Here is a 14,365-nt window from a genome sequence, read left to right on the forward strand (position 1 = left end):
ATAAAAAAGGCGTTTTCTATGTATACATACGAGAGTGAAGGGGCTGACTTTTTAGCAAAAGCATATGCTCCAGGGCATATAACAGGTTTTTTTCAGATTCATGAGCATAAAGACCCCCACCAGAAGGGATCTACTGGCTGCGGAATTGTTCTGAATGGAGGAGTTACAACCGAGGTAATGGTTGGAAAATCCGTGGAAAAGACCGAGATCTTCCTCAATGGAAAGAAAGTTGAAGGCAGAACCACCCGTACAGTGATAGAGATGTTAACCGATGTGCCTTTAAAAGTAAAGAGCTGGGCGGAAATCCCGATTGGGTGCGGGTTTGGAGCCTCGGGGGCAGGAGCGCTCGGGACAGCTTATGCTCTGAACAGGGCGCTTTCCTTAAATAAGACCGTAAAAAGCCTGACTGAATACGCTCATGTAGCTGAAGTCGTTAACCGCAGCGGACTTGGGGACATTGCTGCCCAGTCCAATGGCGGAGTGGTAATCAGGCTGCAGCCCGGAGGGCCCGAATTCGGAAGCATAGACAGAATTCCGGCTCCTGAAGCAAGAGTTTTCTGCATCGCGCTCGGGGAGATTTCTACAGACTCTGTCCTGACAGACGAGATTGCAGCAGGAAGGATTAATGCTGCAGGAAAAGCCGCAATGTCCGAACTGCTTAAAAAACCCACTCTCGAAAACTTTATGCATCAGGCAAAAGACTTTGCCAGCAATACAGGCCTCATGAGCAGTACGGCAAAGGATGTAATTGAGGTTGCACATGCGAGCGGAGGAATGGCTTCTCAGGCAATGCTTGGAGATACGGTTTTTGCAATCGCCCCCTACAGCCAGGAATTTATGCTCTACGAAGCCCTTCAGGAATTCGGGCAGGTTCTGGAATACGGCATCGGGACCTGTGTACCAAGATTGATGTATGAGTGAGCCTCAAGGCAAAAATCTATTTACTTTTTTGAACATCAGACAAGAAAAGATTAATTTGCAGAAAATTTGCATATAAAGAAACTATGCTATATAAGGAAACTATAATAGAACGAAGTGACTCAATTAAATTATAAAGCTGACAAGTAAAAAGGTAAGCGACATATATGACCGATATACCCCAAGACCACCCGAGGTACGAATCCCTGCTCGCCCGTGAAAAGGTTGCAGCCGGGGTAAAGATGGGAATTACAAGTATTCAGGGGCTTATTGCCCAGGGAAGAGGCGAAAGCTTTGACTACCTTATAGGCGAGCGCAGCACCGAATCTGCCCTCTATGCAGAAAGAGCGGCAGTTGCTGCACTCCTTCTGGCAGAAAACCCGGTTATTTCCGTAAATGGGAACGTCGCAGTCCTGGCTCCTGAAAAAGTCGTTGCCCTGGCAGACATTACCGGAGCTAAGATTGAAGTAAACCTCTTCCACAGGACCGACACCCGGGTGCACCTCATAATAGAACACCTGAAGGCAAACGGAGCTTCTGAGGTGCTTGGAAAGAATCCGGACGCAAGCCTTGATCTCTCCCACGCTAGAAGGCTTGTGGACAGCAAGGGGATCTATACGGCAGATGTCGTGCTCGTTCCTCTGGAGGATGGAGACCGCTGTGAAAAACTTGTAGAGATGGGAAAGACTGTCATAACAATTGACCTGAACCCTCTTTCACGGACCTCCAGAACCGCCACAATATCAATTGTAGACAACCTCACAAGGGCTCTCGAAAATATGGCAAAGCTTGCACAAGAAATGAAAAAGGAGAAGAAAGAAGAACTTGTGAAGCTGATAACCACTTACGAGAACAAAAAAGCCCTCTCAGAGGCGATTTCCGAAATTCAGGAACACCTCAAGACCCTGATTGCAGAAGTAGAATACTGAAAACAGGATACTTACATGGACCTGATAGAAAAAACGAGGGAATTTGCGGCTACCTTTCACGAAGGGGAGCCCAGTTCCCACGATATGTCCCATATAACTCGCGTAGAAGCCCTCTGCAGGGAAATCCGGAAAGAAGAAGGAGGAGACCTTCTAACTCTCCAGCTCGCAGCTCTTCTGCATGACGTTGGGGTTATCAAAGAACATGAGGATGGGGGAGACCATGCCCTCTACAGTGCGGAGATAGCCTCCGAATTTCTGGGGAGAGCAGGCGTTGAAAAAAAAAACTGTTGAAGCTGTGGTATACTGCATCCTGAATCACAGGTTTAGCGGAGGGAAAAGCCCGGAAACAATAGAAGCCAGGATCCTTCAGGATGCCGACAGGCTTGATGCCCTGGGAGCGATTGGGATTTTCAGGTCTATCCTTTCAATGGGAGCTCTCAGGATGCTGAAGCACTTAACAGGAATTGATAAAGGAAGCTCAAAAAAGACTGTCTATGTTCAGGACCCTGTTGAAGGCTTTAACGAATACATGCACTACAAGCCTTTCACAATCCCCGAAAAGCTGAATACCGATGCAGCAAAGAGGATTGCAGCAGAAAGGCTGAAGATAATGCACCTCTACCTTGAAGCTCTGAACCTGGAAACCGGAGCCAGCGAGTGAGAGCAGATAAGAGATCTAATTTTACGGATTTTGGGCAGAAAAATCTCAACACTCCAAAAGCCGGGTTATCGTCTGAAATCCTGAAAACTTCATACAAACTTTCATACTTCACCAGACTGAAACATTTTTATAAAGATATGCACTTTATTAAGATTACAGGATAAATCTCAGGATTAAAGGACAATTCTCAGGACAACTTTTTTAGGAAAACTTCTTTAACATCAGGCAATTACCAAACAAGTTGCCTTTAAATAAAGTTGCCTTTAAATAAAGTTGCAGTTCAATACCTACTACACTTCAATACATTACTACATTTCAATATACTACTACACTTCAATACACTACTACATTTCAATACACTACTACAAAACCTGACGGATATGATCACATGGCTGACATAATAATAAAGAATGCTTACGTTTTAACGATGGATCCTGATGCGGGAGACCTTAAAAACGGGACTGTTGTTATTGAAGACGGAAAGATCACGGAAATCGGGGAAAAAACAAAAGAAAGTGCCGACACCGTGATCGATGCAAAAGGTTCGGTAGTAATGCCAGGGCTTGTAAACACGCACACCCATGCAGCAATGACCCTTTTCAGGGGTTATGCCGACGACCTTCAGCTTGCAGAGTGGCTTGAGAAACATATCTGGCCTGCCGAAGCCCAGCTGAAGGCAGAAGATGTTTACAAAGGCAGCCTGCTCGCATGCCTGGAAATGATCAAATCCGGAACAACATCTTTTGCAGATATGTATTTTTTTATGGATGAAACTGCAAAGGCTGTTGAAGCATCGGGACTTCGAGCCTCCCTCTCCCACGGCCTGATAGAGCTCTGGAACAAAGAAAAAGGAGAGGCTGACCTTAAGGAAGGAAAACGCTTTGTCCAGGCCTGGCAGGGAGCAGCCGACGGCAGGATAAAGACCATGTACGGACCTCATGCCCCGAATACATGCTCGGATGAGTTTCTTGCAAAGGTAAAAGAAGAGGCCAGCAGGGACGGAGCAGGCATCCATATCCATGTCCTGGAAACCGAAGCCGAACTGAATGCAATGAAAGAAAGGTACGGGAAGTGCTCGGTGCACCTGCTCGAAGACCTGGGGGTTTTCGGCCCTGATGTGCTTGCTGCCCACTGTGTATGGCTATCGGACGGGGACATAGAGATTTTAAGGAAAAGGGGAGTAAATGTATCCCACAATCCCATAAGCAATATGAAACTGGCATCCGGAATTGCTCCGGTATATAAGATGCTGGAAAAAGGAGTGAATGTAACACTTGGCACTGACGGCTGTGCGTCAAACAACAACCTTGACCTGTTTGAAGAAATGAAGACTGCTGCCCTTCTGCATAAAGTGAACACATGCAACCCTACTGCTCTTCCGGCTCGCCAGGTACTTGAGATGGCAACCGTTAACGGGGCAAAAGCCCTTGGCACGGAAACCGGAATGTTGAAGGTGGGAAAGAAGGCAGACCTGATCATTGTGGACATGAAAAAACCGCATCTTACTCCCTGTTTTGATGTTCCTTCCCATCTGGTATACTCTGCAAGAGGAAGTGATGTCAGGACAACAATTGTGGACGGAAAAGTCCTTATGGACAATTACAGGGTACTTGTGCTGGATGAGGAGAAAGTGACAGAAGATGCCCGGAAAGCCGCAGAAGAGCTTGTAGCAAGGGTAAACGCCTGAAAAGTCCATACCCCGGTATAGTCCATGTTCTGGTGTAATGCTTTAAAGTATACTGGAACAATATACGGGAAAAATAAATACTAGAAACCCGAATACACCACAGATTTATTTTATTTAATCTGTATCCGAAGTAAAAATTTGTGCGAATTCGAAAAATAAGCCTATCTACTATAATCGAATTTAACCATCGAATTCAACCGCCTATCTGATAATGACGGGATTATTATGACCGAAAAAGAACTCGTAGAATCCGGAAACATGAAAATGGAATGGGCAAGAAGCCACATGCCTGTGCTTGCAATCATCAGGGAGAAGTTTGAGGAGGAAAAACCCCTGAAAGGGCTTAAAGTAGGAATGGCCCTTCACGTAGAAGCAAAAACCGCAGTCCTTGTCGAGACCCTGGCTGCAGGCGGCGCACAGGTTGCAATTTCAGGCTGCAACCCCCTGAGCACCCAGGACGATGTGTCAATGGCTCTCGATACCCGGAAAAATATAAGCTGTTTTGCAAAATACGGGTGCAATACCAGCGAGTACTATGAAGCTATAGATAAAGTCCTTGACTTTGAACCTGACATCACAATCGATGACGGGGCAGACCTGATATTCAAACTCCACAAAGAAAGGACAGGTATGCTCCCGAATATCCTCGGAGGCTGCGAGGAAACCACTACAGGGGTCCACAGGCTTCATGCCATGGAAAAGGATGGCGCACTTAAGATGCCGGTAATAGCGGTAAACGATGCCATGACCAAATATCTCTTTGACAACCGCTACGGGACAGGCCAGTCAGCCTGGGACGGGATTAACCGGACCACAAACCTCCTTGTAGCAGGCAAAAACGTTGTTGTCGCAGGCTACGGCTGGTGCGGGCGCGGGGTTGCAATGCGGGCTACAGGACTGGGAGCGAATGTAATTGTCACTGAAATAGACCCTATACGAGCCCTTGAAGCCAGGATGGACGGACACAGGGTCATGAGAATGGCAGACGCTGCAAAAATAGGAGAGATCTTTGTAACGGCCACAGGAAACCGCGATATCCTTACAGCCGAACACTTCAAGGTCATGCAGGACGGGGCAATCCTTGCAAACTCAGGACATTTCAATGTGGAAATCGATATGGAAGCCCTTGCCTCCCTTGCAAAAACAGTCAGGACCGTCAGGCACAATATCAAAGAATATGACATCGGGAACAGGCGCATAAATGTCATAGCCGAAGGCAGGCTTGTAAACCTCGCTGCCGGTGACGGGCACCCTGCCGAGGTCATGGATATGAGTTTTGCAAACCAGGCTCTCTGTGTGCGCTACATTGCCGAAAACAATCTGTTGAACGGAGTCCACGGAGTCCCAAAGGAACTTGATACCTATGTGGCAACACTGAAGCTTGAGTCAATGGGCATAAGCACCGACAAACTCACTTCCAAACAGGAATGCTACATGAACGGCTGGGAGTGCGGGACATAATTTATAAAAGAAGCAGCAGGGAATAATTCAATAAGCTGAATATTTAGCTGAATATTTATAAGTGCAGTGGATAAGGTCCCAATCCTCTGCACTTAATTTCTTTTTTTATATGTAATAATATGTACTTCGCCCCGTTTTTAATGATTTCGGATGAAAGAGAATCAATGTCTCTGGATATAGTAGACAATTGATAAGCCAGCAATTCTCGTTAAAGACATAGTTGAAATATGATTTAATTTCAAAATGTTTAAATAGTGAACAGAGTTTCTATTTTTCAGAAAATCTTAAAATTCACTTTTATTGAAGCGGAATTTACGTGAAATCACGGCAATAGGGGACGCGGCATCCTCCTAAGAGCCTGGTATTATTTTGCTTCCAGGTCCTTAGTTTGAAAAGTAGAGTGAGTGATTGACCAGCTTTTCCTCGATCGAAAAATATCATTGATACCTCGATCGAAAAAATATCATTGATACCTCGATCAAAAAAATATCATTGATACCTCGATCAAAAAAATATCATTAATATACACTGATCTCATAGAATGTACAAACAGGAACGGGACATAATCTGAAGTTAAAGGATCTTTTACCAGGAAGGTCGCTGTTCTCTTGAAAAAGAGGTGTGAGACATTCCCTGGTTGATCTAAAAAATTTCAAACATTCCAGATATCAGATACGATAAACTGCTCACAGCCCTATAAATGCGAATTTTTAAAATTGATTTTATAGATGGAGAGGTGTGGAATGGGAAAAAGCCTCAGAACGTCTGTTATTGATAATATCAGGGATATTCCCTGGGGAACGCACTTCTGCCAGTTCTACCAGACAAAGGAAGATTTGATAGACATACTTGTCCCCTACTTCAAAGCAGGGCTCAAAAATAATGAATTCTGTATGTGGGTCACATCGCAACCTCTGGGAGTAGAAAACGCAAAAGAAGCTCTTGGAATGGCTGTTCCTGACATTGATGCTTACCTTGAAAAGGGGCAAATCGAAATTATTCCCTACAATTACTGGTATGTAAAAGAGGGCAAATCCGGCTCGGATGAGGGTGGATTCGATTCGGAGAGGGTCTTAAATTACTGGGTTGAAAAACTCAATCATGCCCTTGCCAGTGGATATGAAGGGGTGAGGGTGAGCGGGAACACGTTCTGGCTGGAAAAAGAAGGCTGGAATGATTTCATTGAATATGAAGAAGAAATAGACAACGTAATCGGCAACTTTAATATGATAGCTCTATGCACTTATTCTCTCGACAGGTGCAATGTAACAGAGATAATCGACGTGGTCAGCAACCATCAGTTCGCTTTGATCAAAAGAGAAGGAAAATGGGAGCAGCTGGAAAGTTCCAGCCGCAAGAGGGCAGGAAAAGAAGCTGCTCAGGCTGCAAAAGACTGGGAATATACCTTTGATGCTGTGCCGGACCTGATAGCCATACTTGACACTAAATATCAGGTTTTTCATGCAAACAAAGCCATGGCGGCAAGATTGGGGGTGACAAAGGAAGAGTGTGTCGGGTTGACTTGCTATCGTATTGTCCATGAGACGAATGAGCCGCCCTCTTTTTGCCCTCACCGGCGGTTGCTTAAGGACGGGCTTGAACACACGGAAGAGGTTTTCGAGGATTGCCTTGGTGGTTATTTTTTAGTAAGCGTCTCACCATTGCATGATTCAGAAGGGAAACTCATTGGAAGTGTTCATGTCGCCCGTGATATCAATGAACGCAAACAAACCGAAGAAGCATTGATTAGAAGTGAGAATAAATTCCGTACATTGGCGGAAAATTCTCCTGATATAATTGTCCGCTTTGACAGGCAAAATCGGCACATATATGCTAATCCCGCTGCTGCGGAACCTTATTGCAAGCCTCCGGAGGAAATCATTGGCAAAACTCATGGGGAACTGGGGATGGACTCTGAAAAGGCGAAATTCTGGGAAAGGCACCATGAAAACGTTTTTGCCACAGGTAAACCCGAAACAATAGAATTCCATTATACAGCACCTCAAGGAAAAGAATACTACTTCAATACCCGAATAATACCGGAGTTTATTGATGGTGAGGTGACTTCTGTTCTCGCAATTTCCCGCGACATTACGGAGAAAAAAGAAGCAGAAGCTAAGTTAAAAGAAACGCTCAATAATTTAGAAAAGTTAGTTGAAGAGCGAACAATCCAGCTTGAGAAGGCTTACAATTCTTTGAAAGAAAGTGAGAAAGGTCTTGCTGAAGCTCAAAGAATGGCTCACCTTGGAAACTGGGACTGGAATATTGTAACCAATCAATTTTACTGGTCTGATGAGATTTATCGTATTTATGGGCTCATTCCTCAAGAGTATGGGATAACTTGCGATTCATTTTTAAGTTACATACATCCAGACGATCGAAACCGCATTATAAATGCTGCCATGGAAACTTGGGATGGAAAACCATATAGTATTGATCATAGGATTATCTCAGCTGATGGGGAAGAACGCATAGTACATGCACAAGGAGAAGTTATTTTTGAGGAGGAAAAAATTCCTGTTCGAATGAAGGGAACAATTCAGGATATTACAGAGCGCAAGAAGGCAGAGGAGATGCTAAAAGAGAGCGAGGGCAGATTGAAAGCTCTTTTTAAGCTGCTGCCTATTGGAGTTTCTATTATCGATAAGCAAAGAAATATCCTGGATGTAACCCTTGCTCTGGAGAAAATCATGGGCCTATCCAGATCGGATTTGCTCAAAGGGAATCATAGGGTCCGTAAGTACCTCCAGTTAAACGGTGCAGAGATGCCGTATGAGGATCTTCCCAGCGTAAGGGCTTTGAAAGAGAAAGGGTCGATTCATAGTTCAGAGGTGGGAATGGTCAAGGAAAACGGCAGCATCATCTGGGCGGATGTGAGTGCAATATCTCTGCCTTTTTCCGATGGCCATGTAGTTATTACCGTAAGGGACATTACCGAAAACAAAAAAGCCGAAGAAAAACTTCAGACCCTGGCTAATGCTTTGGAATCATCAGATGATGCCATTGTAACCAGATCTCTTGATGGTAGTATTACAAGCTGGAATAAGGGAGCAGAGCAGATTTATGGTTACTTAACCGAAGAAGTCCTGGGAAAAAACATCTCAATGTTTGAACCGGAAACTCTGAAAGGGGAAATAAAACAGTTAGATGAAAAGATAAAACAGGGAGAACGTATCCGCCACTACGAAACTTTAAGGTTAAAAAAAGACGGTACGATAATAAATATTTCAATAACTCTATCTCCGGTTTTTAACGCATCTGGAATACTTGTGGCGATTTCGACTGTTTCCAGAGATATTACAGAGCGCAAGAGGGCTGAAGAAGCACTGATCAGAAGTGAGAATAAATTCCGTACACTGGCTGAAAATTCTCCGGACTTGATCGCCCGCATGGACCGGCGAACTCGCCACTTATATGCCAATCCTGCATATTCAGAAGTGCATAATATTTCTCAAGAGAATATCATTGGCAAAACCAATAGTGAGCTTGGAATGGATCCTGAAAAGGTAAAATTCTGGGAGAGGCACTATGAACACATTTTTGCCACCGGAAAACCCGAAACAATGGAATTCCAGTACATGTCACCTCAAGGAAAAGAGTACTACTTTAATACACGAATAGTACCGGAGTTTGTTGATGGTGAGGTGACTTCTGTTCTCGCGATTTCCCGTGACATTACTGAGCGCAAAATGGCTGAAGAGGCCATGGAGAAAATGGATAAATTCAGAATAAAAGAAATCCACCACCGGATTAAAAATAATCTGCAGGTAATCTCTTCTCTTCTCAGTCTTGAAGCTGAAAGGTTCAGTGATGCAAAAATGCTTGAAGCCTTCAGGGAAAGCCAGGGCAGGGTTACTTCAATGGCTCTGATTCATGAGGAGTTATACAAGGGAGACGAGACCGAAACCCTTGATTTTGCAGCTTATCTGCGGAAGCTGACTTCCGACCTATTCGGCTCATATAATCTTAGAAAAGATAATATTAGCGTGAGATTGGACCTTGAGCAGGTTTATCTTGATATGGATATTTCAATACCTCTCGGGATTATTGTAAACGAGCTGGTTTCAAATGCCCTGAAGCACGCTTTTCCTGCTGGAGGGAAAGGCGAAATCCACATAACCCTTTACAAAACCGGGACTTTTGCCCATATATACGATACTCCCTGTCCGAATCCCCACTATATGGAAAAAAATGGTTCCCATTACATACTCAAAGTATCGGATAACGGAAAAGGCATCCCTGAAGAAATAGAATTTCAAAACGCTGATTCTCTTGGGCTTCAACTTGTAAATATTCTTGTTGAACAGATAGACGGCTGTATAGAACTTAGAAGGAATCCCGGGACAGAATTTACTATCCGGTTTAGCAGTAAAGAAACATGATCTAACCTTGTTCTTTTGTTTGAAAGTTGCTTTCCCTGGCGGATAATGCGATAGCTTTACAGCAGGCCCTCATGAAAAAAAGAACAGTTACCGCAAATCTTAACCTGAACAGGATTAATCAATGATTCCTGAACTGATTAAATGAGGGTTCCTAAATGAGGGTTTCTGAATAAATTTTAATATAAAATAAATTATATATAGAAGAATACATTAAACATACAATATATAATTTAGTTTTTTTAAAAATGTTCAGTGCATAAAAGTTATGTTTTTCCTGGAAATTTTCCAAAGTCATTTTTACTGAACGAGATCTACTTAAAAAGAAAAAACATAAAGAACATAGTGAACACTTAAAAGTCTAGTGTCGCTTCAGCAGTAAAATGTCTTATAAAATCAATTACAACTATTCAGAATCATTCAATCCTTGATGATTGACGCGACACTAGCCATAACTCATTGCAGACCTGTTTTAAGATAAGAATAGAATTGGGATATGCCCGGAGAAGATGTGGAATGAATGAAAGGCTGAGGGAGTCTGGGATTGATATTATTGGGGATATTCCCTGGGGAACGCACTTCTGCCAGTTCTACCAGACAAAAGAAGATTTGATGGACATGCTTGTCCCCTACTTCAGAGCAGGGCTGGAGAATAACGAATTCTGTATGTGGGTCACATCGCAACCTCTGGGAGTAGAAAACGCAAAAGAAGCTCTTGAAATGGCTGTTCCTGACATTGATGCTTACCTTGAAAAGGGGCAACTCGAAATTATTCCCTACAATTACTGGTATGTAAAAGAGGGCAAATCCAGCTCGGACGAGGGTGGATTCGATTCGGAGAGGGTCTTAAATTGCTGGGTTGAAAAACTCGATCATGCCCTTGCCAGTGGATACGATGGCTTGAGGTTGAGCGGGAACACTTTCGGGCTGGAAAAAGAAGGCTGGAATGGTTTCGTTGAATACGAGAAAGAAATAGACAACATTATCGGCAACTTTCATATGATGGCTCTATGCACCTATCCTCTCGACAGGTGCCACGCAACCGAGATAATCGATGTGGTCATCAATCATCAGTTCTCTTTGATCAAAAGGGAAGGAAAATGGGAGCGGATAGAAAGTCCCAGGCGCAAAAAAGCAGAAGAGGAAGCTGCTCAGGCTGCAAAAGACTGGAAATATACCTTTGATATTGTGCCGGACCTGATAGCTATACTTGATGCTGAATATAGGGTTGTTCGTGCAAACAAGGCCATGGCGGCAAGATTGGGGGTGACACCGGAAAAGTGTGTCGGGTTGACCTGCTATCGTGTTATCCATGGGATGGACGAACCCCCCTCTTTTTGCCCTCATCGGCAATTACTTGAGGATGGACTTGAGCACACCAAAGAAGTTCGCGAAGAAAGCCTTGGTGGCGATTTCATAGTAACCGTCTCACCTTTGCATGATTCCGAAGGAAAACTCACTGGATGCATTCATGTCGCCCATGATATCACCGAGCGCAAGCGGGCAGAGGAGGCATTGCGCCAGAGTGAACAGCGCGTCAGGCTGAAGTTGGAGAGCATACTCTCACCTGCTCGGGAGATGGCTAACCTGGAGCTTGCTGATATTGTTGATGTCCAGGCGATCCAGTCCCTAATGGACGATTTCTATAAGCTTGCTCACATTCCCATGAGCCTGGGGGATCTCAAGGGCAATATTCTGGTGGGCGTCGGATGGCAGGAGATCTGCACCAGATTCCACAGGGTTCACCCCGAAGCCTGCAAGCACTGCATAGAAAGCGACACAAAACTATCCGCTGGTGTTGCCCCGGGAGAGTTTAAGCTGTACAGGTGCAAGAACAACATGTGGGACATAGCGACTCCCCTCATTGTGGGCGGCCAGCACGTCGGCAATATTTTATCAGGGCAGTTCTTTTTTGAGGACGAGCCTCTGGACTATGAGCTTTTCCGGGCCCAGGCTAAAAAATATGGCTTCAATGAGGAGGAATACATAGCAGTACTTGAAAATGTTCCGCGGTTGAGCAGGGAGGCTGTGGACACAGGCATGACCTTCTTCATGAAGCTTGCCCACATGTTCTCACAGTTAAGCTACAGCAATATCAAGCTGGCCCAATCGCTGTCGGAACGCGATTCCCTGGTGGACGCGCTGCGGGAGAGCGAGGAGCGTTTCAGGTCGGTCCTTGAGAACTCACTCGATGTGGCTTACCGGCGAAACCTTCAGACCGGCTGCTATGATTACATGAGCCCGGTAGTAGAGCAGATCACCGGCTTCTCTGCCCAAAAGATGAGCGCCATGAGCATCAATGAAGTTCTTGATCACGTTCATCCCGACGACCGTCCCCAGGTTACTGCGGAACTGGTCCAGGCATTCGAGACAGGCCATGGAACCCTCGAGTACCGGTTCAAGCGCAAAGACGGAAAATACCGCTGGTTAGCCGATCACTTCACGGTGATCAAGGACCAGAATGACATACCCCTTTTCAGCGGAGGTATCATCCGCGACATTACCAGGCAAAAGCAGGCTGAAGAAGCACTGATAAGAAGTGAGAATAAATTCCGTACATTGGCTGAGAATTCTCCTGACGTGATTTCCCGCCTTGACAGACAAAATCGCCATATGTATGTTAATCCTGCAGCTGCGGAACCTTATGGTCACTCTCCGGAAGAAATCGTTGGGAAAACGAATAGTGAACTTGGGATGGACCCTGAAAATGTGAAATTCTGGGAAGGGCATTATGAAAATGTTTTTACCACAGGCAAACCCGAAACAATGGAATTCCATTATAAATCGCCTCAAGGAAAAGAATACTATTTTAATACAAGAATAGTACCGGAATTTATTGGCGGCGAAGTGTCTTCTGTTCTTGCTATTTCCCGTGATATTACAGATGAAAAAGAAGTAGAAGCTAAGTTGAAAGAAGCATATGAAAATTTAGAAAAATTAGTTGAAGAACGGACAACGCAACTTGAGAATGCTTATAACTCGTTGAAGGAAAGTGAAAAAGGTCTTGCTGAAGCTCAAAAAATGGCTCATATTGGAAATTGGTATTGGGATATTGCAACTGATAAAACATACTGGTCTGAGGAAATGTATAGTATTTTCGGACGCGACCCTCGAGAATTAGCACCATCTTACAATGAATATTTAAGTTACATACATCCCGATGATCGAGACTACTTTGATAATGCCACTATGAAAGCTGTAAATGGAAAACCTTACAGCATTGATCACAGGATTATTTTAGCTAATGGGGAAGAACGCACAGTCCACATACAATCAGAAGTTATGTATAATGAGGAAAATATCCCTATTCAAATAAAGGGAATAGTTCAGGATATTACTGAACGTAAAAAAGCTGAAAAAGCTCTGGTAAACCTTGAGATTGCCCGTAAAAAGGAAATTCATCACAGGATCAAGAATAACCTGCAGGTAATTTCATCCCTTCTTGACCTTCAGGCTGAAAAGTTCAACAATAGAAAATGTGTTAAGGATTCGGAAATTATGGAAGCCTTCAGGGAAAGCCAGAATAGGGTTCTATCTATGGCTCTTATCCATGAGGAACTGCATGAAGGCAGAGAAATCGATAAACTGAAATTTTCGCCATACCTTGAGAAACTCGCGGAGAACCTTTTCAAGACATACAGCCTTGGAAACGCCGATATCAGCTTAAGCCTGGACCTTGAAGAGAATGTGTTCTTTGATATGGATATTGCAGTCCCGTTAGGGATAATTATTAATGAACTTATTTCCAATTCCCTCAAACATGCATTTGTAGATAGAGACAGAGGAGAAATCCGAATCAAGCTCTATAGAGAAAAAACCGGGGAATGTATAAAAAATAGAGCCGGAAGCAAAAAAGAAGAATGTAAGCCTACCAGTTTCGTTTTAGCAGTTTCAGATGATGGGATAGGTGTACCTGAAAGTTTTGATTTGAAAAATCCCGACCGACTCGGCATACAGCTGGTAATCGCCCTTGTAGACCAGTTAGAGGGTGAACTTGAATTAAAAAGGAATTCTGGAACTGAATTTATCATAAGGTTCAAAGTGGAAGAAAAGCAGTAAAAAAGAAAAGCAGTAAAAAAGAAAAGCAGTAAAAATCCGTATTTCGAGAAATTTGTTTACCTGTCATCTTATTCCATGTTATATATCTAATATTTAGACGTATAATGTCAAACAATTACTTAAGTTTCCGGGAATCTTAACGTCAACTACCCCTGAGCTAAAGACTCAGGGACTTGTCTAACAAGCCCTGGTTGACCAGATCACCGATTAGGAGCAACGGAAAATCGGTAAACGATAGGAAAGAATACATAGTTACCCTTGAATGTCGCCT

Annotated in this window: 8 protein-coding genes; all 8 read left to right on the forward strand. The window is 44.0% G+C overall.

Annotation, left to right across the window (positions count from 1 at the left end; genetic code table 11):
• The first annotated feature begins 18 nt into the window (after positions 1 to 18).
• The 8 genes from EO98_RS09265 to EO98_RS09295 all read left to right on the forward strand — a co-directional run bounded on the left by EO98_RS09265 (position 19) and on the right by EO98_RS09295 (position 14,094).
• Positions 19 to 921, forward strand: coding sequence for a pantoate kinase (locus EO98_RS09265; protein WP_048141324.1), 903 nt, complete (start codon positions 19 to 21; stop codon positions 919 to 921).
• A 164-nt stretch (positions 922 to 1,085) separates the two neighbouring features.
• Positions 1,086 to 1,847 (forward strand): 4-phosphopantoate--beta-alanine ligase, encoded by a 762-nt coding sequence (locus EO98_RS09270; RefSeq protein ID WP_048141325.1) that lies wholly within the window; start codon positions 1,086 to 1,088, stop codon positions 1,845 to 1,847.
• 15 nt (positions 1,848 to 1,862) lie between these two features.
• Positions 1,863 to 2,138: an HD domain-containing protein gene (locus EO98_RS19580; RefSeq protein WP_311135533.1), complete on the forward strand. Its 276-nt coding sequence runs from the start codon at positions 1,863 to 1,865 to the stop codon at positions 2,136 to 2,138.
• Positions 2,119 to 2,508 carry a hypothetical protein gene (locus tag EO98_RS19585; protein WP_311135534.1) on the forward strand — a complete coding sequence of 130 codons (390 nt, stop codon included), beginning with the start codon at positions 2,119 to 2,121 and terminating at the stop codon, positions 2,506 to 2,508. Before EO98_RS19580 ends, EO98_RS19585 begins: the two co-directional genes overlap by 20 nt.
• A gap of 388 nt (positions 2,509 to 2,896) precedes the next feature.
• Positions 2,897 to 4,195, forward strand: a complete 1,299-nt coding sequence (locus tag EO98_RS09280; protein ID WP_048141327.1) for an amidohydrolase family protein — start codon at positions 2,897 to 2,899, stop codon at positions 4,193 to 4,195.
• Positions 4,196 to 4,420: 225 nt separating this feature from the next.
• On the forward strand, positions 4,421 to 5,656 hold the full coding sequence (locus EO98_RS09285; RefSeq protein ID WP_048133499.1) for an adenosylhomocysteinase: 1,236 nt from the start codon (positions 4,421 to 4,423) through the stop codon (positions 5,654 to 5,656).
• Between the two features lie 743 nt (positions 5,657 to 6,399).
• Entirely contained in the window at positions 6,400 to 10,038 is a 3,639-nt protein-coding gene (locus EO98_RS09290) for a PAS domain S-box protein (RefSeq protein ID WP_048141329.1), read from the forward strand.
• Positions 10,039 to 10,551: 513 nt separating this feature from the next.
• On the forward strand, positions 10,552 to 14,094 hold the full coding sequence (locus EO98_RS09295; RefSeq protein ID WP_082098548.1) for a PAS domain S-box protein: 3,543 nt from the start codon (positions 10,552 to 10,554) through the stop codon (positions 14,092 to 14,094).
• The last annotated feature ends 271 nt before the right edge of the window (positions 14,095 to 14,365 follow it).

The sequence above is a fragment of the Methanosarcina sp. 2.H.T.1A.6 genome, assembly GCF_000979455.1.
Classification (GTDB): domain Archaea; phylum Halobacteriota; class Methanosarcinia; order Methanosarcinales; family Methanosarcinaceae; genus Methanosarcina.

What these genes read in the sequence shown, in the direction of transcription:
- EO98_RS09265 (WP_048141324.1), top strand. Translation starts at nt 19, where the DNA reads ATGTATACATACGAGAGTGAAGGGGCTGACTTTTTAGCAAAAGCATAT.
- EO98_RS09270 (WP_048141325.1), top strand. Translation starts at nt 1,086, where the DNA reads ATGACCGATATACCCCAAGACCACCCGAGGTACGAATCCCTGCTCGCC.
- EO98_RS19580 (WP_311135533.1), top strand. Translation starts at nt 1,863, where the DNA reads ATGGACCTGATAGAAAAAACGAGGGAATTTGCGGCTACCTTTCACGAA.
- EO98_RS09280 (WP_048141327.1), top strand. Translation starts at nt 2,897, where the DNA reads ATGGCTGACATAATAATAAAGAATGCTTACGTTTTAACGATGGATCCT.
- EO98_RS09285 (WP_048133499.1), top strand. Translation starts at nt 4,421, where the DNA reads ATGACCGAAAAAGAACTCGTAGAATCCGGAAACATGAAAATGGAATGG.
- EO98_RS09290 (WP_048141329.1), top strand. Translation starts at nt 6,400, where the DNA reads ATGGGAAAAAGCCTCAGAACGTCTGTTATTGATAATATCAGGGATATT.
- EO98_RS09295 (WP_082098548.1), top strand. Translation starts at nt 10,552, where the DNA reads ATGAATGAAAGGCTGAGGGAGTCTGGGATTGATATTATTGGGGATATT.